Origin of the sequence: Streptomyces sp. NPDC058284 (genome assembly GCF_042881135.1) — a bacterium.
Taxonomy (GTDB): domain Bacteria; phylum Actinomycetota; class Actinomycetes; order Streptomycetales; family Streptomycetaceae; genus Streptomyces.
Genome location: NZ_JBHVYE010000001.1, coordinates 430,213 through 450,069, shown reverse-complemented (window position 1 = coordinate 450,069; position 19,857 = coordinate 430,213). Strand labels below are relative to the sequence as shown.

Below are 19,857 nucleotides of genomic sequence, written 5' to 3'. Positions count from 1 at the left end.
TCCGGACGCCCCCGGCACTTCGAGGGCCCGCATGTCCCGCCGCGCCGGGCGCTCCCGAGGGGGCGCCCGGCGCGGTGAATCAGACGCCGAAGGCGGCCGGATACTGGATCGTGCCCCGCGCCGGCCCCGCGGAATCGTCGGATCCGTCGAGTACGAGCGCCATCATCGCCTCATCGGGCACCTCGAAACCTGGCCGGATTCCGTACCCGGAAGCGGGCTTGAAACCGAACCGCGGACAGTACGAGGGATGCCCGAGCACGACGACGAGCCGCTCCCCGCGCGCGCGTGCCGCGTCGAGCAGCGCGCGGACGACCGCAGACCCCGCCCCCGTCCGCTGGTGCGCGGGCAGTGCGGCCACCGGAGCGAGCGCCGGCGCGGGCGCCCCGCCCACCAGGCAGCGGGTGAGCAGCGCGTGCGCGGCCACGGAACCGTCGGGCGCCTCGGCGACGTACGACAGGCCCGGCAGCCAGGCCCCGGGGTCGGCGCGCAACGCGTCGACCAGGTCGGCCTCCGCCTCGGTCTCGAAGGCGGCCGTGTGGACGGTGTGCACCGCGGCGACGTCCTACGCGGTCTCCGGACGGGTCGGCCAGGAGTCCGTGGGCCGCAGGACGTAGCCCGCGTACCCGAACTCCGTGCCGTGCTCGCGCCGCATCGCGATCTCCTCGCGGGTGGCGGCGAGCGCCTCGGCCATGCCGGGAGCCGAGGGGTCCGCCGCGTCCGCGCGCGCGGCAAGCGGCCCGTAGTACTCGTCCCAGTCGGACTCGGGCTGCGGGTGCACGCCGAGCACGCGGTACCCGGCACCGGTCGCGGCCCGGAGGTTCTCCTCGCCGGTACGGAGGGTGTAGTGCCGCTCCCAGAAGGTACGGGCCGCGGCGGACGGCTCGGCGGTCGTCCACTCGCACTCGGTCAGGACGAGCGCCCCGCCGGGAGCGAGCAGGCGCCGCCAGGCGCGCAGCGCGGTGTCGAAGCCGATGGAGTAGACCGAGCTCTCGGCCCAGACCAGATCGAACGAGCCGTCCGGGAAGGGGAGTTCGGCCATGTCGGCGTTGAGGGTGGTGATCGATCCGGCGAGCCCGAGAGCCCGCGCGGACGCGTGGAGCTCGTCGAGGAACGGCTCGTGCAGATCGACGGCGGTCACCTCGGCGCCGGCCTCGGCGGCGAGGAGGAGTGCGGCCCTGCCGGGGCCGCAACCCAGGTCGAGGACGCGCGGCCGCGCGGGCAGCGGGCCCGCGAGGGAGAGCAGCCGCCGGGTGGTGGCGGCGGAGCCGGGGCCCTGCCGGTGGAGCCCTCGGTGCAGGGCGAAGAAGGCATGGGTGAGCGAACTGTGGTCGGTCAACGTGGGAAACCCTTGAGTGAGGGGCCCGCGGACGTACGGAGCGTCAGGTGCGAGCCCGGGAAGCGGGGATGTACGTGTCGCCGCGCAGGGCAGCGCCGGCCGCGACAGTCATCAACCCACCTCCAGGAAACTCAAGAACTCTGGCCAGGATAGCACCGGCGGTGACCACGGCGCCGTGCTCCGGAGAGGCGGAGCCGGGGCTCAGTGGCAGAGCTTCGCCTCGTGCTCCGCGTGCCCGCCCGGCTCCAGCTGGAAGGTGCAGTGCTCGACGTCGAAGTGGTCGCCCAGGCATCCCTGCAGTTCGTGCAGCATCTTCTCGTGGCCGATCGAGTCGAGGGTGCAGGTGCTCACCACGACGTGCGCGGAGAGCACCGGCAGGCCCGAGGTGATGGTCCAGGCGTGCAGGTCGTGGACGTCCTCGACGCCGGGCAGGGCGAGTATGTGGGCCCGCACCTCCGCCATGTCGACACCCTTGGGGGCCGACTCCAGGAGCACGTTCAAGGTCTCCTTGAGGAGCTTGACCGTGCGCGGGACGATCATGACGCCGATGACGAGCGAGGCGATTGGGTCGGCGGCCTGCCAGCCGGTGAGCATGATCACGGCGGCCGCGACGATGACCGTGACCGAACCGAGGGTGTCGGCCACGACCTCCAGGAAGGCGCCGCGCACATTGAGGCTGTCCCGCTGGCCGCGCATCAGCAGCGACAGCGAGATCATGTTGGCGACGAGGCCGAAGACGCCGAAGTAGATGGCGAGGTCGCCCTCGGTCCGGGCGGGCGTGATGAACCGCTCGACCGCCTCGTACAGCACATAGCCGCCGACGCCGAGCAGCAGCAGGCAGTTGGCGAGCGCGGCGAGGATCTCGGCGCGCGCATAGCCGAAGGTGCGGTTCTCCGTGGCCGGCCGGTTCGCGAAGTGGATGGCGAGCAGCGCCATGCCGAGGCCGAGGGCGTCCGTGGCCATGTGCGCCGCGTCCGCGACCAGCGCGAGCGAGTCCGCCATGAGGCCGCCCACGATCTGGGCCACCATGACCGTGACCGTGATCGCGAGGGCTGTGCGCAGCCTCCCCTTGTAGGCGTTGGCCGCGGTCCCCGTGGCGGGTGCCCCGTGTGTGTGTCCGTGATCGTGCCCAGCCCCCATGGAGCCGCCTCCCGTGTCGGTCATCGGTCCCGCCCCGTCCGCTGGTCGCGCGACCACAGTGAACTACGGGTGGGGGGTATCTGGCAACGCGGCACTGAACACCGTTGTCATCTCCCTGACCTGCGGAAATGGCAATGGTTGCCGACAGGGCGAGGGTGCAGGTCAGGACGTGGGCGCGGTCAGTCGCGGCGCGCTCCCGGGTGGTGCAGGCACCAGCCCGCCCACGCCGACTCCACCATCTCGCGCACCCCGCGCCTGGCCGTCCAGCCCAGCTCCTCGGCCGCGAGGCGGGCGTCGGCCACGGCGCGCGGTGAGTCGCCCGCCCGCGCCGGTTCGACGAGCGCAGGCCGGGTGTCCCCGCTCACCTCGCCGATGAGCGTGACGAGCTCGCGTACGGAGACGCCACGGCCCCGCCCGATGTTCACCGTCAGATCGCCCTCGGCGCCGTCGGTGAGACGGCGGGCCGCCGCCAGGTGCGCCTCGGCGAGATCGGACACGTGGACGTAGTCGCGCACGCAGGTGCCGTCCGGCGTCGGGTGGGTGTCGCCGAAGATCCGCGGCGGCTCGTCGCGCATCAGCCGGTCGAAGACCATCGGGATCACGTTGAAGACCCCGGTGTCCGCGAGCTCGGGGGAGGCGGCGCCCGCCACGTTGAAGTAGCGCAGACAGACGGTCCCGATGCCGTGCGCCCGCCCGGCGGCCCGCACCAGCCACTCCCCGGCGAGCTTCGTCTCGCCGTAGGGGCTCACCGGGACGCAGGGTGTGTCCTCCCGCACGAACTCCGCGTCCGGCGGATTGCCGTAGACCGCGGCCGACGAGGAGAACACGAACCGCGTGATACCGGCCTCGGCGACCGCTTCGAGCAGCGTCGTCAGGCCGCCCAGGTTCTCCCGGTAGTAGCGCAGCGGCTGCTCCACCGACTCCCCGACCTGCTTGCGGGCCGCGAGGTGCACCACCCCGGTGACGCCGTACTCGGCGAAGACCCGGCGCAGCAGCTTCCCGTCCAGCGAGGAGCCCCGCACGAGGGGCATGTCCGCGGGCAGCCGCTGCGGCACCCCTGAGGAGATGTCGTCCAGCACGACGACACCCTCCCCGGCACCGGCCATGACCCGCGCCACATGTGCCCCGATGTATCCCGCTCCACCCGTGATCAGCCATGTCATGGGCGCCCACACTAAGCGACGGCGCGGTGCGGAACAGGTGGTCGCTATGGCCGCTATCCGGGCAAGCCGGGCGCGGGGCGGGTGCGGTTTGTGAGCGTGGCCCCCCATCCACCATGATGATCGCGAAGGCCGAGGCCCTCGCAGGCCGCCCTGAGAGCCTGTGCCATGACCCCGGCCGGGTGGGCGCCACCTGGCCGGAGTGATGACACAGGCTCTTATCGGGGCGTGAACGGGTGATGAACGCCCGCTTCCCATCATCCGATAGCCTCTGCCGACGTGCCGCCCGGCCGCCGTGGCCAGGGGCGCTCCCCTTACGCATGTGCCCGGCGCGAGCCGCGCCGGGACTCAAGGAGTGAGTTCGTCTGTCGACCGCCATCCTCACCGGTCAGCCGGTCCCCGGGTCGCCGCTCGAAGGCGATCTGCGGTCCCTGGGCTTCGACGTGCGGGTCGCCTCCGACGCGGCGGACGCCGAGACGCTGCTCGCCGCCGTGCCGGGCGACCAGCGCGTCGCGGTCGTCGACGCGCGCTTCGTCGGACACGTCCACGCGCTGCGTCTCGGCCTCACCGACCCCCGCTTCGCCGCCTGCGCCGTGCCCGGCGCCGTCACCGCCAAACCGGAGGCGCGCACGGAACTGACCCGCGCCCTGCGCGCCACCGTGGGCAACACGGGCGGCGTCGTGACGCTCGACACGCTCCCGGACGGCATCGCGGCGGCCATGGAGTCCGGCGCCACCGACGTGCACCGCCCCGACCTCGGCACCCTCGTCGCCACCGTGCCCAGCGACCCGCAGGCACGCAACGAGGCGCGCCAGGCCGTCGCCGCCGTCGACGACGAGGCCGTACGCCTGCGCACCGCGGTCAAGTCGCGAGACGGCTTCTTCACGACGTACTGCATCTCCCCCTACTCGCGCTACATCGCCCGCTGGTGCGCCCGCCGGGGCCTGACCCCGAACCAGGTCACCACCGCCTCGCTGCTCACCGCCCTGATCGCGGCGGGCTGCGCGGCGACCGGCACGCGCGGCGGCTTCGTCGCGGCGGGCCTGCTGCTGCTCCTCTCCTTCGTCCTGGACTGCACCGACGGGCAGCTCGCCCGCTACTCCCTGCAGTACTCGACGCTGGGCGCCTGGCTGGACGCGACGTTCGACCGCGCCAAGGAGTACGCCTACTACGCGGGCCTCGCGCTCGGCGCCGCCCGCGGCGGTGACGACGTATGGGCGCTCGCGCTCGGCGCGATGGTCCTCCAGACCTGCCGGCACGTCGTGGACTTCTCCTTCAACGAGGCGAATCACGACGCGACCGCCAACACCAGCCCCACCGCGGCCCTTTCGGACAAGCTCGACAGCGTCGGCTGGACGGTCTGGCTGCGCCGGATGATCGTGCTGCCCATCGGCGAGCGCTGGGCGATGATCGCCGTGCTCACCGCGGTCACCACCCCGCGCGTCACCCTTGTCGTCCTGCTCATCGGCTGCGCGCTCGCCGCCTGCTACACCACGGCAGGACGCGTCCTGCGCTCGCTCACCCGCAAGGCGACCCGCACCGACCGGGCCGCACACGCCCTCGCCGACCTGGCCGACAACGGCCCGCTCGCCTCGTCCTTCGCCGCCCTCCGGCCCCGGACGTGGCTGCGGCCCGCCCCGGTGCTCGCCTTCGTCGGCGGCGCCGTGGTCGTCACCGCAAGCCTGACCGCCCCCTACGGCGGGCCTGCCGTCGTGGTCGCGGCCGCGTTCTACGTCGCCCTCTCGGGTCTCGCGCTGATCATGCCCCTCAAGGGTCCCCTCGACTGGCTGGTCCCGCCGTTCTTCCGCGCCGCCGAGTACGGCACGATTCTGGTATTGGCGGCCAAAGCCGATATGAACGGGGCGCTTCCCGCGGCTTTCGGGCTCGTGGCGGCGGTCGCCTACCATCACTACGACACGGTGTACCGCATCAAGGGAGGCACCGGCGCGCCCCCGCGCTGGCTGGTGCGGACGATCGGCGGCCAGGACGGCAGGACCCTCGTGGTCGCGCTGGCCGCGACCCTGCTGCCCGCCACAGATTTCACCGTCGCGCTCACGGCACTCGCCGTGGCCGTGGCACTCGTGGTGCTCGTCGAGAGCATCCGCTTCTGGGTGACCGCTCACAAGCGTGGCGCACCCGCCGTACACGATGAAGGAGAACCCGCATGATCGGCCTCGTCCTTGCCGCAGGCGCCGGACGGCGTCTCCGTCCCTACACGGACACCCTGCCCAAGGCTCTGGTGCCCGTCGACGGGGAGACCACGATCCTCGACCTGACGCTCGGCAACTTCGCCGAGATCGGTCTCACCGAGGTCGCGATCATCGTCGGTTACAAGAAGGAGGCCGTCTACGAGCGCAAGGCGGCGCTCGAGGCGAAGTACAACCTCAAGCTGACCCTGATCGACAACGACAAGGCCGAGGAGTGGAACAACGCCTACTCCCTGTGGTGCGGCCGTGACGCCATCAAGCACGACGTGATCCTCGCCAACGGCGACACCGTGCACCCCGTCTCCGTCGAGAAGACGCTGCTCGCCGCCCGCGGCAACGGCCAGAAGATCATCCTCGCCCTCGACACGGTGAAGCAGCTCGCCGACGAGGAGATGAAGGTCATCGTCGACGACGCCAAGGGCGTGCAGCGCATCACCAAGCTGATGGACCCGGCCGAGGCCACCGGTGAGTACATCGGCGTCACCCTCATCGAGGGCTCCGCCGCCGACGAGCTCGCCGACGCGCTGAAGACCACCTTCGAGCGCGACCCCGACCTCTACTACGAGGACGGCTACCAGGAGCTCGTCAACCGCGGTTTCAAGGTGGACGTGGCCCCGATCGGCGACGTCTCGTGGGTCGAGATCGACAACCACGACGACCTCGCCAAGGGCCGGGAGATCGCGTGCCAGTACTGACGAGGCTCATCCCCTCGCCGGTCGTCGTCGACATCCGGCCGGGGGCGCTCAACGACCTGGCCGGTGTCCTCGCCGACCAGCGGATCTGCTCGTCGACCGGCAAACTGGCCATCGCCATCAGCGGTGGCTCCGGTGCGGTCCTGCGGGACCGCCTCATGGAGTCGCTGCCGGGCGCCGAGTGGTTCGAAGTGGGCGGTGGCACGCTCGACGACGCCATCAAGCTCGCCGACGCCATGAAGAAGGGCCGCTACGACGCGGTCGTCGGGCTCGGCGGCGGCAAGATCATCGACTGCGCCAAGTTCGCCGCGGCGCGCGTCGGCCTGCCGCTGGTCGCCGTCGCGACGAACCTGTCGCACGACGGCCTCTGCTCGCCCGTCGCGACGCTCGACAACGACGCGGGCCGCGGCTCGTACGGTGTGCCGAACCCCATAGCGGTCGTCATCGACCTCGATGTGATCCGTGAGGCGCCCGTCCGCTTCGTCCGCTCCGGCATCGGCGACGCCCTGTCCAACATCTCCGCGATCCGGGACTGGGAACTCGCAGCCCGCGAGCGTGGCGAGGACATCGACGGCCTCGCGGCCGCCATGGCGCGCCAGGCCGGCGAGGCCGTGCTCCGCCACCCCGGCGGCGTCGGCGACGACAGCTTCCTCCAGGTCCTGGCCGAGGGCCTGGTCCTCACCGGCATCGCGATGTCCGTGTCGGGCGACTCCCGCCCGGCGTCCGGCGCCTGCCACGAGATCAACCACGCCTTCGACCTCCTCTTCCCCAAGCGCGCCGCGAGCCACGGCGAGCAGTGCGGCCTGGGCGCGGCGTTCGCGATGCACCTGCGCGGTGCCCGCGAGGAGTCGGCGTACATGGCCTCGGTGCTGCGCCGCCACGGCCTGCCCGTGCTGCCGGCGGAGATCGGCTTCACCGTGGAGGAGTTCGTCCAGGTCGTGGAGTTCGCTCCGCAGACCCGGCCCGGCCGCTACACGATCCTCGAACACCTCGACCTGTCCACCGACCAGATCAGGGACGCATACGCCGACTATGCAAAAGCCATCGGTAGCTGAGCTCCGCCCGGTTGTTCACCCCCCGGGGGTGAAGGACCGGCGGAGCGGCGAACACTGGGCGGGCCGGCTCTACATGCGCGAGGTCTCCCTGCGCATCGACCGGCACCTGGTGAACACGAAGGTCACGCCCAACCAGCTGACCTACGTGATGACCGTGGCCGGCGCCCTCGCCGCCCCGGCCCTCCTCGTGCCGGGAATCACGGGCGCCGTGCTCGGCGTGCTCGCGGTCCAGCTGTACCTGCTGCTCGACTGCGTCGACGGCGAGATCGCCCGCTGGAAGAAGCAGTACTCGATGGCCGGGGTCTACCTGGACCGGGTCGCCGCCTACCTGTGCGACGCCGCGGTCCTGGTCGGCTTCGGGCTGCGCGCCGCCGACATCTGGGGCTCGGGACGCATCGACTGGCTGTGGGCCTTCCTCGGCACGCTGGCCGCGCTCGGGGCCATCCTGATCAAGGCCGAGACCGACCTCGTCGGCGTCGCCCGCCACCAGACGGGCAAGGAGCCGGTCAAGGAGTCGGCCGCCGAGCCGCGCTCCTCCGGGATGGCGCTGGCCCGCAGGGCCGCCGCGGCGCTCAAGTTCCACCGCCTGATCCTCGGCGTCGAGGCGTCGCTGCTGATCCTGGTGATCGCGTTCGTGGACCAGGCCAGGGGCGACCTGTTCTTCTCGCGCCTCGGCGTCGCCGTGCTCGCGGGCATCGCGCTGCTTCAGACCCTGCTCCACCTCGTGTCCATCCTCGTATCGAGCAGGCTGAAGTGATAACCCCGAGCACCCCGAGCACCTCGGCACGGAAGCTGAAGGTCGGCGCCGTCATCATCACGATGGGCAACCGGCCGCAGGAACTGCGCGCCCTCCTCGACTCGGTCGCCAAGCAGGACGGCGACCCGGTCGAGGTGGTCGTGGTCGGCAACGGCGCCCCGGTGCCGGACGTCGCGGAGTCCTCGTCGGTTGTACGCACCGTCGAGCTGCCCGAGAACCTCGGCATACCCGGCGGCCGCAACGTCGGCATCGAGGCCTTCGGCCCCGGCGGCACCGACGTCGACATCCTGCTCTTCCTGGACGACGACGGGCTCCTCGCCACCATGGACACGGCCCAGCTGTGCCGCGAGGCCTTCGCCGCCGATCCGGAGCTCGGCATCATCAGCTTCCGCATCGCGGACCCGGACACGGGAGAGACCCAGCGCCGCCACGTGCCGCGCCTGCGGGCCTCCGACCCGATGCGCTCCTCGCGCGTGACGACCTTCCTCGGCGGCGCCAACGCCGTCCGCACCAAGGTCCTCGCCGAGGTCGGCGGCCTGCCCGGCGAGTTCTTCTACGCGCACGAGGAGACCGACCTCGCCTGGCGCGCGCTGAACGCCGGCTGGATGATCGACTACCGCTCCGACATGGTCCTGCTCCACCCCACGACGGCGCCCTCCCGGCACGCGGTCTACCACCGCATGGTGGCCCGCAACCGCGTCTGGCTCGCCCGCCGCAACCTCCCCGCGCTCCTCGTCCCGGTCTACCTCGGCGTCTGGCTGCTCCTCACTCTCGCCCGGCGCCCCTCGGGCCCGGCCCTGAAGGCCTGGTTCGGCGGCTTCAAGGAGGGCTGGACCACGCCCTGCGGACCTCGCAGGCCCATGAAGTGGCGTACGGTGTGGCGGCTGACCCGGCTGGGCCGACCTCCTGTCATCTGACAAGCTCGGGTCTGAGAGCATTCGGGCCATACCCCGGTCCCTGGCCCATGCCTACGCCCGACCGGCTGCGCATCTGAAGACGAAAGTTTCCACTCGTGAGTGAGACAACGCATGACGGCGGAGTCGCGGTGACCGCGTCCCCGTCGCCCGATGACGGGCTCTCCCGGGCCGAACTCGCCGAGAAGTACGGTCTGACCGTCAGCGGCGCCCGGCCCGGACTTTTCGAGTACGTCCGCCAGCTCTGGGGACGGCGCCACTTCATCCTCGCCTTCTCCCAGGCGAAGCTGACCGCCCAGTACAGCCAGGCCAAGCTCGGCCAGCTGTGGCAGGTGGCGACGCCGCTGCTGAACGCGGCGGTCTACTTCTTCATCTTCGGGCTGCTCCTCGGCGCGCGTAAGGGCATTTCGCACGAGATCTACGTGCCCTTCCTGGTGACGGGTGTCTTCGTCTTCACGTTCACGCAGAGCTCGGTGATGGCGGGCGTGCGGGCGATCTCGGGCAACCTCGGCCTGGTGCGGGCCCTGCACTTCCCGCGGGCCTCACTGCCGATCTCCTTCGCGCTCCAGCAGCTCCAGCAGCTGCTCTTCTCGATGATCGTGCTCGTCCTGATCATGGTCGGGTTCGGGATCTACCCCACCTTCTCCTGGCTCCTCGTGCTGCCCGCCCTGGTGCTGCAGTTCGTCTTCAACACCGGCCTGGCGCTGATCTTCGCCCGGATGGGCAGCAAGACGCCCGACCTGGCGCAGCTGATGCCGTTCGTGATGCGCACCTGGATGTACGCATCGGGCGTCATGTTCAGCATCCCGGCGATGCTCGCGGACAAGAAGGACGTGCCCGGCTGGATCGGGGACGTGCTCCAGTGGAACCCGGCCTCCATCTACATGGACCTGATCCGCTTCGCCATGATCGACGACTACGGCTCCTCCTACCTGCCGCCGCATGTGTGGGCCTTCGCCGTGGGCTGGGCCGTCGTGCTCGGCGTGGTCGGCTTCGTGTACTTCTGGAAGGCTGAGGAGCGTTACGGCCGTGGCTGACGACAAGAACGCCGGCAAGGGGCACATCCCCACCGTCATCGCCGACGAACTGCACATCGTCTACCGCGTCAACGGCGCGAAGACGGGCAAGGGCAGCGCGACCTCCGCGCTCAGCCGCATGCTCCGGCGCGGCGAGGAGCGCGGTGTGCGCAAGGTGCACGCCGTGCGCGGTGTCAGCTTCACCGCCTACCGCGGCGAGGCCATCGGCCTGATCGGCTCGAACGGCTCCGGCAAGTCCACCCTGCTGCGCGCCATCGCGGGCCTGCTCCCCGCCGAGCAGGGCAAGGTCTACACCGACGGCCAACCCTCGCTGCTCGGTGTGAACGCGGCACTGATGAACGACCTGACGGGCGAGCGCAACGTCATCCTCGGCGGCCTCGCGATGGGCATGTCCCGCGAGCAGATCAGGGAGCGCTACCAGGAGATCGTCGACTTCTCGGGCATCAATGAGAAGGGCGACTTCATCACCCTGCCGATGCGCACCTACTCCTCCGGCATGGCGGCCCGGCTGCGCTTCTCCATCGCGGCGGCTAAGGACCACGACGTCCTGATGATCGACGAGGCGCTCGCCACCGGCGACCGCAAGTTCCAGAAGCGCTCCGAGGCCCGCATCCGCGAGCTGCGCAAGGAGGCCGGCACGGTCTTCCTGGTCAGCCACAACAACAAGTCGATCCGCGACACCTGCGACCGCGTGCTGTGGCTGGAGCGCGGCGAGCTGCGCATGGACGGCCCGACCGACGAGGTCATAAAGGAGTACGAGAAGTTCACGGGCAAGTAGCCCGTTTGAGCCATCGAACGTGCATTTGTTCGACAACAGTGCCCCGCCGGGAGGATTCCGGCGGGGCACTGTCATGACATGGTGTTCCCAGGAGCCTCTTGAGCCACTCAACTCCCCGGCGGCCAGGGAAGTTTGACGCCAATCGGTGTGTTGTTGTGATGCGCTGAACACCCCGACGATGCGCGCGGGGTTGTACAACGTAAGCTGTAGCGGTGCTGATTCGCGGCAAGTGGGGCGATATCGCGCGGCGCCCCGGCTCGGAGCACGGTCCGCCTCGCAGGGGGCCGGGCGGCGTGTCCGAAATGGGATGTATTGGGTCGGCAGTGTAGAACGGGAGATGTGACGGCAATGGCTACGGATGATCTCCGGCTCCGCGATGCATCCGCCGTCCTCGACAAGGCCGCGGACGAAAACTTCCCGGTGGCTCCCTTCTTCCTGCCCCGGGCCTGGCGCGACGACCTGATGGCCGTCTACGGCGTCGTCCGCCTCATCGACGACATCGGCGACGGCGACCTCGCGCCCGAGGCCGGCCACGCCCGCTACCTCGGCCTCGAAGGACCCGGCGCCGACGACCCGCTGAGGCTCCTCGACGCCGTCGGGGCCGACCTCGACAAGGTCTTCGACGGCTCCGGCGCCGGGCACCCGCTGGTGCGGGCGCTGCGGCCGGCCGCCGAGCGCGGGACGCTGACCGTGGAGCCCTTTCGCGGCCTGATCGAGGCCAACCGTCAGGACCAGTCCGTCACGCGCTACGAGACCTTCGACGACCTCGTGGCGTACTGCGCCCTCTCCGCGAACCCGATCGGCCGTCTCGTCCTGGCCATCACCGGCACGGCGACCCCCGAGCGCATCCGCCGCTCGGACGCCGTCTGCACCGGGCTGCAGATCGTCGAGCACATCCAGGACGTCGCCGAAGACCTGCGGCGCGGCCGCATCTACCTGCCGGTTGAGGATATGAAGCGGTTCCACGTGAGCGAGTCAGATCTGTCCCGGCCGACAGCGGGAGCGTCGGTGCGCGCCCTCGTCGCCTACGAAGCGGAACGCGTCAGCGGCCTCCTGAATGAAGGCACCCCCCTGGTGGGTAGCGTCCACGGCAGGCTGAAGCTGCTGCTGGCCGGATTCGTGGCAGGAGGGAGGGCGTCGGTCCGGGCGATCGCCGCCGCCGGGTACGACGTGCTTCCCGGACCGCCCAGACCCACCAAGCCACGCATGCTGCGCGAGGCGGGTGCAGTTCTGCGAGGAGAGGGGTGAGCCGGGCAGTGGAGTCGGATCCGCGCGTGTCCGCGCCGGTGCTCGCCGCGTACAGCTACTGCGAGACCGTGACCGGGCAGCAGGCGCGCAACTTCGCGTACGGCATCAGGCTGCTGCCGGCGCCGAAGCGGCGGGCCATGTCCGCGCTCTACGCCCTCTCGCGGCGGGTGGACGACATCGGCGACGGGGCGCTCGCGCCGGAGACCAAGGCGGCCAGGCTCGACGACACCCGGGCGCTGGTTGCCCGGATCCGCGCGGGCGGCGTTCCCGAGGACGACACCGACCCGGTGGCCGTCGCCCTCGCGCACGCGGCACAGCACTTCCCGATCCCCATGGACGGCCTCGACGAGCTGATCGACGGGGTCCTCATGGACGTACGCGGCGGGACGTACGAGACGTGGGAGGACCTCAAGGTCTACTGCCGCTGTGTGGCGGGGGCCATCGGACGGCTCTCGCTCGGCGTGTTCGGCACCGAACGCGGGGCGCTCCATGCCGAGCGCGCGCCGGAGTATGCCGACACGCTCGGCCTCGCGCTCCAACTGACCAACATTCTCCGTGACGTTCGCGAGGACGCGCAGGACGGCCGCACCTACCTGCCCGCCGACGACCTCGCCAAGTTCGGCTGCGCGGCCGGGTTCTCCGGCTCCGAGCCACCCGCCGGATCCGACTTCGCGGGCCTCGTCCACTTCGAGGTGCGCCGCGCGCGGGCCCTGTTCGCCGAGGGCTACCGCCTGCTGCCCATGCTTGACCGGCGCAGCGGCGCCTGCGTCGCGGCCATGGCCGGCATCTACCGCAGGCTGCTCGACCGCATCGAGCGTGATCCCGAAGCGGTCCTGCGCGGACGTGTCTCGCTGCCGGGGCGCGAGAAGGCGTACGTCGCGGTGCGCGGCCTGTCCGGGTTCGACGCGCGGAGCGTGTCACGGCAGACCGTCCGGAGGCGTGCGTGATGTGCGCCCGGAGTGCTCGCGGGGCAGCTGGGACGGCGCCCGCGAAGCGGCGCGCAACCCTCCGCCCCAAGATCGCGTCCCAGACTTCAACGGCCGAAGGGGTGGGTGCATGAAGAGTGAGGACATGCAGCCGGAAGGGCTGAACGTGGACGCCGCAGGCCGCCCCGGAGGGGCGGCCGCCGTGGTGGTCGGCGGCGGCCTCGCGGGCGTCACCGCCGCGCTCGCGCTCGCCGACGCGGGCCTGCGCGTGACGCTGCTCGAAGGACGGCCGCGCCTCGGCGGCCTCGCGTTCTCCTTCAAGCGCGGCGAGCTGACCGTCGACAACGGCCAGCACGTCTATCTGCGCTGCTGCACCGCCTACCGGTGGTTCCTCGACCGCATCGAGGGGGCGCACCTCGCGCCCCTGCAGGAACGTCTCGACGTGCCCGTGCTCGACGCCGACCGGAACCGTCTCGGACGCCTTCGGCGCACCGCGCTGCCCGTACCACTGCATCTGGCGTCGAGCCTCGCCACGTACCCGCATCTGTCGCTCGCCGAGCGCGCCAACGTCGGGCGCGCGGCGCTCGCCCTCAAGAAGCTCGACCCGGCCGACCCGGTGCTCGACGGCCAGGACTTCGGCAGCTGGCTGGCCCGGCACGGCCAGTCGGCGCGCGCCATCGAGGCCCTCTGGGACCTCGTGGGCGTCGCGACGCTCAACGCCGTCGCGGGCGACGCCTCGCTGGGGCTCGCCGCGATGGTGTTCAAGACCGGGCTGCTCTCCGAACCGGGCGCCGCCGACATCGGCTGGGCCCGCGCGCCTCTCGGTGATCTGCACGACAAGCTGGCCCGCAGGGCGCTCGACGCCGCGGGAGTCCGTACCGAACTGAAGACACGAGCCACCTCCATCTCCCGTATGGAGAACGGCGGTTGGCGCGTGGACGTTCCCGGCGAGAGCATCGAGGCCGAAAGCGTCGTACTCGCCGTGCCGCAGCACGAGGCGCACGATCTCCTCCCGGACGGCGCGCTCGACCGGCCCGACCGGCTGCTCGACATCGACAACGCGCCGATCCTCAACATCCATGTCGTGTACGACAGGAAGGTGCTCAAGCGGCCGTTCTTCGCCGCCCTCGGCACCCCCGTGCAGTGGGTCTTCGACCGGACCGAGGCGTCCGGGCTCGCCGAGGGGCAGTACCTGGCGCTCTCCCAGTCGGCCGCGCAGAACGAGATCGACGCGCCCGTCGCCGCGCTCAGAGAGCGCTATCTCCCCGAGCTCGAGCGGCTGTTGCCCGCCGCGCACGGCGCCGAGGTGCGCGACTTCTTCGTCACCCGCGAGCGCACGGCGACGTTCGCGCCCACCCCCGGCGTCGGCAGGCTCCGCCCCGGTGCCCGCACCAAGGCCCGCGGCCTGTACCTCGCGGGCGCGTGGACCGCCACCGGGTGGCCCGCGACCATGGAGGGCGCCGTACGCAGCGGCATCAGCGCGGCCGAGGCGGCCCTCTCCACCCTGGACCGCCCCCGTGACCACCTCTTCTCGTTCGAGGAGGCGGCGGCGTGAAGCTCGACCTTCTGGGGTCAGGTCCCCAGAGAACCAGCACCGGAACAAGAGGAGAAACTGTGCCGACTGTGCCCTCGGCCGAGAAAACGGCTGCCGACACGGTGGACGTGACCTCAACCCTCGAACAAGGAAGGACGCTGGCCACCCCGGTGCTGCGGGCCGCGGTGGACCGTCTGGCGCCGCCCATGGACACCGTCGCCGCCTATCACTTCGGCTGGATCGACGCCGAGGGCAACCCGTCCGACGGCGACGGCGGCAAGGCCGTGCGTCCCGCGCTCGCCCTGCTCTCCGCCGAGGCGGCCGGCGCGCCTCCCGAGGTCGGCGTCCCCGGCGCGGTCGCCGTCGAGCTCGTACACAACTTCTCGCTGCTGCACGACGACCTCATGGACGGCGACGAGCAGCGCCGCCACCGCGACACGGTGTGGAAGGTGCACGGCCCGGCACAGGCCATCCTCGTCGGCGACGCCCTCTTCGCGCTCGGCAACGAGATCCTCCTCGAACTCGGCACCGTCGAGGCGGGCCGCGCCACCCGCCGCCTCATCACCGCGACCCGCGCGCTGATCGACGGCCAGGCCCAGGACATCAGCTACGAGCACCGCGACCGGGTCACCGTCGAGGAGTGCCTGGAGATGGAGGGCAAGAAGACCGGCGCCCTGCTCGCCTGCGCGGTCTCCATCGGCGCCGTCCTCGGCGGCGCGGACGACCGCACCGCCGACACCCTGGAGAAGTACGGCTACCACCTCGGCCTCGCCTTCCAGGCCGTGGACGACCTGCTGGGTATCTGGGGCGACCCGGAGGCCACCGGCAAGCAGACGTGGAGCGATCTGCGCCAGCGCAAGAAGTCGCTGCCCGTGGTGGCCGCGCTCGCCGCCGGCGGCCCCGCGTCCGAGCGGCTCGGCGAACTGCTCGCCGCCGACGCCAAGAGCAGTGAGTTCGAGAACTTCTCCGAGGAGGAGTTCGCCGCGCGCGCCGCCCTGATCGAGGAGGCGGGCGGCCGCGAGTGGACCGCCAAGGAGGCCCGGCGCCAGCACGCCATCGCCATCGAGGCGCTGGACTCCGTGCGGATGCCCGAGCGGGTGCGGGCGCAGCTCGTCGCGCTCGCGGACTTCGTCGTCGTACGAGAGAGATGATCACTATTGCGCGGACATCCGGGATCTCCGAGGGGTGACCCCCGAAGATCCAGGCAGTCGCCGGCCGGCGCGTCGCGCCGGCCGACGGCGGACCCACAGCAGACGTAGCCACCGCACTGCACGAAGGGGAAGCCATGACAGCGACGACCGACGGAAGCACCGGAGCGGCCCCGCCCCGCGCAGCCTCGGCCAGCCAGCCCACCGAATTTGTCGACCCGTCCACCGAACTCGCCGGCCGGCCCGCCGAACCCGTCGACCGGAGCGACACGGCCGTCGCGACCGTGGGCACCCGCGAGGCCGCCGAGCGCGCCATGCGCCGGTCCACCGAATTCCTGCTCTCCCGGCAGGACGCCCAGGGATGGTGGAAGGGCGACCTCGAGACCAATGTGACCATGGACGCCGAGGACCTCCTCCTGCGCCAGTTCCTCGGGATCAGGGACGAGCCGACCACCCGCGCCGCCGCGCTCTTCATCCGCGGCCAGCAGCGCGACGACGGCACCTGGGCCACCTTCTTCGGCGGGCCCGGCGAACTCTCCACCACCATCGAGGCGTACGTGGCGCTGCGCCTGGCCGGCGACCGGCCCGACGAGGCCCACATGGCGAAGGCCTCCGCGTGGATCCGTGAGCGGGGCGGCATCGCCTCGGCCCGGGTCTTCACCCGGATCTGGCTCGCCCTCTTCGGCTGGTGGAAGTGGGACGACCTGCCCGAACTCCCGCCGGAGCTCATCTACTTCCCCAAGTGGGTCCCGCTCAACATCTACGACTTCGGCTGCTGGGCGCGGCAGACCATAGTGCCGCTCACCATCGTCTCCGCCAAGCGGCCGGTGCGCCCCGCGCCCTTCGCCCTCGACGAACTGCACACCGACCCGCGCGACCCCAACCCCGCCAAGCCCCTCGCCCCCGTGGCCAGTTGGGATGGTGTCTTCGAGCGGCTCGACAAGGTGCTGCACGTCTACCACAAGGTCGCGCCGCGCCGGCTGCGCAAGGCGGCGATGAACAGCGCCGCGCGCTGGATCATCGAGCGACAGGAGAACGACGGGTGCTGGGGCGGGATCCAGCCGCCCGCCGTCTACTCGATCATCGCGCTGCATCTGCTCGGCTACGACCTGGACCACCCCGTCCTCAAGGCCGGACTCGACTCCCTCGACCGGTTCGCCGTGTGGCGCGAGGACGGCGCCCGCATGATCGAGGCCTGCCAGTCACCGGTATGGGACACCTGTCTGGCCACCATCGCCCTCGCCGACGCCGGACTGCCCCCGGATCACCCGCAGTTGGTCAAGGCCGCCGACTGGATGCTCGGCGAGCAGATCGTGCGGCCCGGCGACTGGTCGGTGCGCAGGCCCGGACTGACGCCGGGCGGCTGGGCGTTCGAGTTCCACAACGACAACTACCCCGACATCGACGACACCGCCGAGGTCGCCCTCGCGCTGCGCCGGGTCGCGCACCCGGACAAGGCCCGCCTGGAGAACGCCATCGAGCGCGGGGTGCGCTGGAACCTCGGCATGCAGTCGAAGAACGGCGCCTGGGGCGCGTTCGACGTCGACAACACGAGCCCCTTCCCCAACCGGCTGCCGTTCTGCGACTTCGGCGAGGTCATCGACCCGCCGTCCGCCGACGTCACCGGGCACGTGGTGGAGATGCTCGCCGTCGAGGGCAGGTCCCGCGACCCGCGCACCCGGCGCGGCATCGAGTGGCTCCTCGCCGAACAGGAGGAGAACGGCGCCTGGTTCGGGCGCTGGGGCGTCAACTACATCTACGGCACGGGTTCGGTGGTGCCCGCCCTGGTCACCGCCGGGCTACCGGCATCGCACCCCGCGATCCGGCGCGCGGTCGCCTGGGTCGAGTCGGTGCAGAACGACGACGGCGGCTGGGGCGAGGACCTGCGTTCCTACCGCGACCGCGGCTGGGTCGGACACGGCACGTCGTCCGCCTCGCAGACGGCGTGGGCGCTGCTCGCGCTGCTCTCCGCGGGGGAGCGCGAGGGCAGGGCCGTGGAGCGGGGCATCGCCTGGCTCGCCGAGGCGCAGCGCGAGGACGGCTCCTGGGACGAGCCGTACTTCACCGGCACCGGCTTCCCCTGGGACTTCTCCATCAACTACCACCTGTACCGGCAGGTGTTCCCGCTCACCGCGCTCGGCCGGTACGTCAACGGCGAGCCTTTCGCACCGGGCGCCGCCGCACACGCCGGCAAGGGCGGCTGATGACAGCGACCCCGGCCCCGCGGCCGGGCCCCGCGCCGCTGCTGATCGCCTGCGCGCTCGGCATCGAGCGCCTCGCCCTGCGTACGGGCGACCGCAGCGGCGCCCCCGGCACCATGACCGTGCTGCGCACCGGCATGGGCCCCAAGAACGCCGAGCGCGCCGTCAGCGGTGCGCTCGGCAAGGAAACCCTGCGCGACGCGGCCGTCCTGGCCACCGGCTTCTGCGCCGGACTCGCCCCCGGTATGCACCCCGGCGACCTCGTCGTCGCCGAGGAGACCAGGGACGCGCGCGGCAGCACGACCTGTACGGGAACCGGTCTGCTGGTCGAGGAGCTGGTGCGGGCCGTGCCCGGACGCGCCGTGCACACCGGACCGCTGACCGGTTCCGACCACGTCGTCCGCGGCCCGGAGCGCGGTGACCTCCTGGCCACCGGCGCGATCGCCGTGGACATGGAGTCCGCCGCGACGCTGCACAGCGCCGTACACGCCGGGCGGCGGTCCGTTGCCGCCGTCCGGGTGGTCGTGGACGCACCCCAGCACGAACTCGTCCGCATCGGCACGGTGCGCGGTGGAATATCGGCTTTCCGCGTTCTCCGTGCCGTGCTCCCGGCTTTCTTTGAATGGCACCGTTCTTCGCTGCTCCCCCGGAGGTGAGCCAGATGGCCATGCCGCTTCGCCAGTCCATCAAGGTCGCTACGTATCTCTTTGAACAGAAGCTGCGCAAGCGGGACAAGTTCCCACTGATCGTCGAATTGGAACCGCTCTTCGCCTGCAACCTGAAGTGCGAGGGATGCGGCAAGATCCAGCACCCGGCCGGTGTGCTCAAGCAGCGCATGCCGGTGGCCCAGGCCGTGGGCGCCGTTCTTGAGTCGGGTGCGCCGATGGTCTCCATCGCCGGCGGCGAGCCGCTGATGCATCCTCAGATCGATGAGATCGTGCGGCAGTTGGTGGCGAAGAAGAAGTACGTCTTCCTCTGCACCAATGCCATGCTGCTGCGGAAGAAGATCGAGAAGTTCACGCCCTCGCCGTATTTCGCGTTCGCGGTGCACATCGACGGCATGCGGGAGCGGCACGACGAGTCCGTCGCGAAGGAGGGCGTGTTCGACGAGGCGGTGGAGGCCATCAAGGAGGCCAAGAAGCGCGGCTTCCGCGTCACCACCAACTCGACCTTCTTCAACACCGACACCCCGCAGACCATCATCGAGGTCCTGAACTTCCTCAACGACGACCTCCAGGTCGACGAGATGATGCTCTCGCCCGCCTACGCCTACGAGAAGGCGCCCGACCAGGAGCACTTCCTCGGTGTCGAGCAGACCAGGGAGCTCTTCAAGAAGGCCTTCGCCGGCGGCAACCGGCGGCGCTGGCGGCTCAACCACTCGCCGCTCTTCCTGGACTTCCTGGAGGGCAAGGCGGACTTCCCGTGCACCGCGTGGGCGATCCCGAACTACTCGCTCTTCGGCTGGCAGCGCCCCTGCTACCTGATGAGCGACGGCTACGTCCCCACGTACCGCCAGCTCATCGAGGAGACCGACTGGAACAAGTACGGCCGCGGCAAGGACCCGCGCTGCGCCAACTGCATGGCCCACTGCGGGTACGAGCCGACCGCCGTCCTCGCCACCATGGGCTCCCTCAAGGAGTCCATCCGCGCGGCCCGCGAGACGGTCTCGGGAAACCGCGGGTGACGTCATGAACGGGCGGTCGAGGGCACTCCGTCAGGGGTGC

At 71.1% G+C, this 19,857-nt stretch carries 16 protein-coding genes and 1 pseudogene; 14 read left to right on the top strand and 3 right to left on the bottom strand.

The features are described from left to right. Positions 1-79 precede the first annotated feature (79 nt). The 3 genes and pseudogenes from ACFVYR_RS01660 to galE form a co-directional block, all read right to left on the bottom strand. Positions 80-1,336: pseudogene (locus ACFVYR_RS01660) on the bottom strand (GNAT family N-acetyltransferase). Positions 1,337-1,537: 201 nt separating this feature from the next. Then, positions 1,538-2,476 (bottom strand): cation diffusion facilitator family transporter, encoded by a 939-nt coding sequence (locus ACFVYR_RS01655; protein ID WP_384247997.1) that lies wholly within the window; start codon positions 2,474-2,476, stop codon positions 1,538-1,540. 179 nt (positions 2,477-2,655) lie between these two features. Then, a complete protein-coding gene (gene galE, locus ACFVYR_RS01650; RefSeq protein ID WP_384247529.1) occupies positions 2,656-3,639 on the bottom strand; it encodes a UDP-glucose 4-epimerase GalE in 984 nt (327 codons plus the stop codon). Positions 3,640-4,001: 362 nt separating this feature from the next. On the opposite strand from galE, the gene ACFVYR_RS01645 reads away from it, so the two are divergent. The 14 genes from ACFVYR_RS01645 to hpnH all read left to right on the top strand — a co-directional run bounded on the left by ACFVYR_RS01645 (position 4,002) and on the right by hpnH (position 19,817). After that, positions 4,002-5,804 carry a DUF5941 domain-containing protein gene (locus tag ACFVYR_RS01645; RefSeq protein WP_384247995.1) on the top strand — a complete coding sequence of 601 codons (1,803 nt, stop codon included), beginning with the start codon at positions 4,002-4,004 and terminating at the stop codon, positions 5,802-5,804. After that, on the top strand, positions 5,801-6,538 hold the full coding sequence (locus ACFVYR_RS01640; RefSeq protein WP_384247527.1) for a sugar phosphate nucleotidyltransferase: 738 nt from the start codon (positions 5,801-5,803) through the stop codon (positions 6,536-6,538). The genes ACFVYR_RS01645 and ACFVYR_RS01640 overlap by 4 nt, the downstream gene beginning before the upstream one ends. Next, positions 6,526-7,590 carry an iron-containing alcohol dehydrogenase family protein gene (locus ACFVYR_RS01635; protein ID WP_384247525.1) on the top strand — a complete coding sequence of 355 codons (1,065 nt, stop codon included), beginning with the start codon at positions 6,526-6,528 and terminating at the stop codon, positions 7,588-7,590. The genes ACFVYR_RS01640 and ACFVYR_RS01635 overlap by 13 nt, the downstream gene beginning before the upstream one ends. Further along, positions 7,568-8,347, top strand: a complete 780-nt coding sequence (locus tag ACFVYR_RS01630) for a CDP-alcohol phosphatidyltransferase family protein (protein ID WP_079074470.1) — start codon at positions 7,568-7,570, stop codon at positions 8,345-8,347. Before ACFVYR_RS01635 ends, ACFVYR_RS01630 begins: the two co-directional genes overlap by 23 nt. A 35-nt stretch (positions 8,348-8,382) precedes the next feature. After that, positions 8,383-9,264 (top strand): glycosyltransferase family 2 protein, encoded by an 882-nt coding sequence (locus ACFVYR_RS01625; RefSeq protein ID WP_384247994.1) that lies wholly within the window; start codon positions 8,383-8,385, stop codon positions 9,262-9,264. A 95-nt stretch (positions 9,265-9,359) separates the two neighbouring features. Further along, positions 9,360-10,298, top strand: a complete 939-nt coding sequence (locus ACFVYR_RS01620; protein ID WP_384247523.1) for an ABC transporter permease — start codon at positions 9,360-9,362, stop codon at positions 10,296-10,298. Then, positions 10,273-11,076, top strand: a complete 804-nt coding sequence (locus ACFVYR_RS01615) for an ABC transporter ATP-binding protein (RefSeq protein WP_384247992.1) — start codon at positions 10,273-10,275, stop codon at positions 11,074-11,076. The genes ACFVYR_RS01620 and ACFVYR_RS01615 overlap by 26 nt, the downstream gene beginning before the upstream one ends. 348 nt (positions 11,077-11,424) lie before the next feature. Then, complete coding sequence (gene hpnC / locus ACFVYR_RS01610; RefSeq protein WP_384247521.1) at positions 11,425-12,324, top strand: squalene synthase HpnC; 900 nt, start codon at positions 11,425-11,427, stop codon at positions 12,322-12,324. Beyond that, positions 12,321-13,271, top strand: a complete 951-nt coding sequence (gene hpnD, locus ACFVYR_RS01605) for a presqualene diphosphate synthase HpnD (RefSeq protein ID WP_384247519.1) — start codon at positions 12,321-12,323, stop codon at positions 13,269-13,271. Before hpnC ends, hpnD begins: the two co-directional genes overlap by 4 nt. Before the next feature lie 124 nt (positions 13,272-13,395). Then, positions 13,396-14,805 (top strand): hydroxysqualene dehydroxylase HpnE, encoded by a 1,410-nt coding sequence (hpnE, locus tag ACFVYR_RS01600; protein WP_384247991.1) that lies wholly within the window; start codon positions 13,396-13,398, stop codon positions 14,803-14,805. Next, the gene (locus ACFVYR_RS01595) at positions 14,802-15,935 is read left to right on the top strand and encodes a polyprenyl synthetase family protein (RefSeq protein ID WP_384247516.1); all 1,134 of its coding nucleotides are present in this window, start codon (positions 14,802-14,804) and stop codon (positions 15,933-15,935) included. The genes hpnE and ACFVYR_RS01595 overlap by 4 nt, the downstream gene beginning before the upstream one ends. Positions 15,936-16,069: 134 nt before the next feature. Then, positions 16,070-18,136, top strand: a complete 2,067-nt coding sequence (gene shc / locus ACFVYR_RS01590) for a squalene--hopene cyclase (protein ID WP_384247513.1) — start codon at positions 16,070-16,072, stop codon at positions 18,134-18,136. After that, positions 18,136-18,789 carry a 1-hydroxy-2-methyl-2-butenyl 4-diphosphate reductase gene (locus ACFVYR_RS01585; RefSeq protein WP_384247511.1) on the top strand — a complete coding sequence of 218 codons (654 nt, stop codon included), beginning with the start codon at positions 18,136-18,138 and terminating at the stop codon, positions 18,787-18,789. Before shc ends, ACFVYR_RS01585 begins: the two co-directional genes overlap by 1 nt. A 5-nt stretch (positions 18,790-18,794) precedes the next feature. After that, positions 18,795-19,817: an adenosyl-hopene transferase HpnH gene (hpnH, locus tag ACFVYR_RS01580; protein WP_384247508.1), complete on the top strand. Its 1,023-nt coding sequence runs from the start codon at positions 18,795-18,797 to the stop codon at positions 19,815-19,817. The last annotated feature ends 40 nt before the right edge of the window (positions 19,818-19,857 follow it).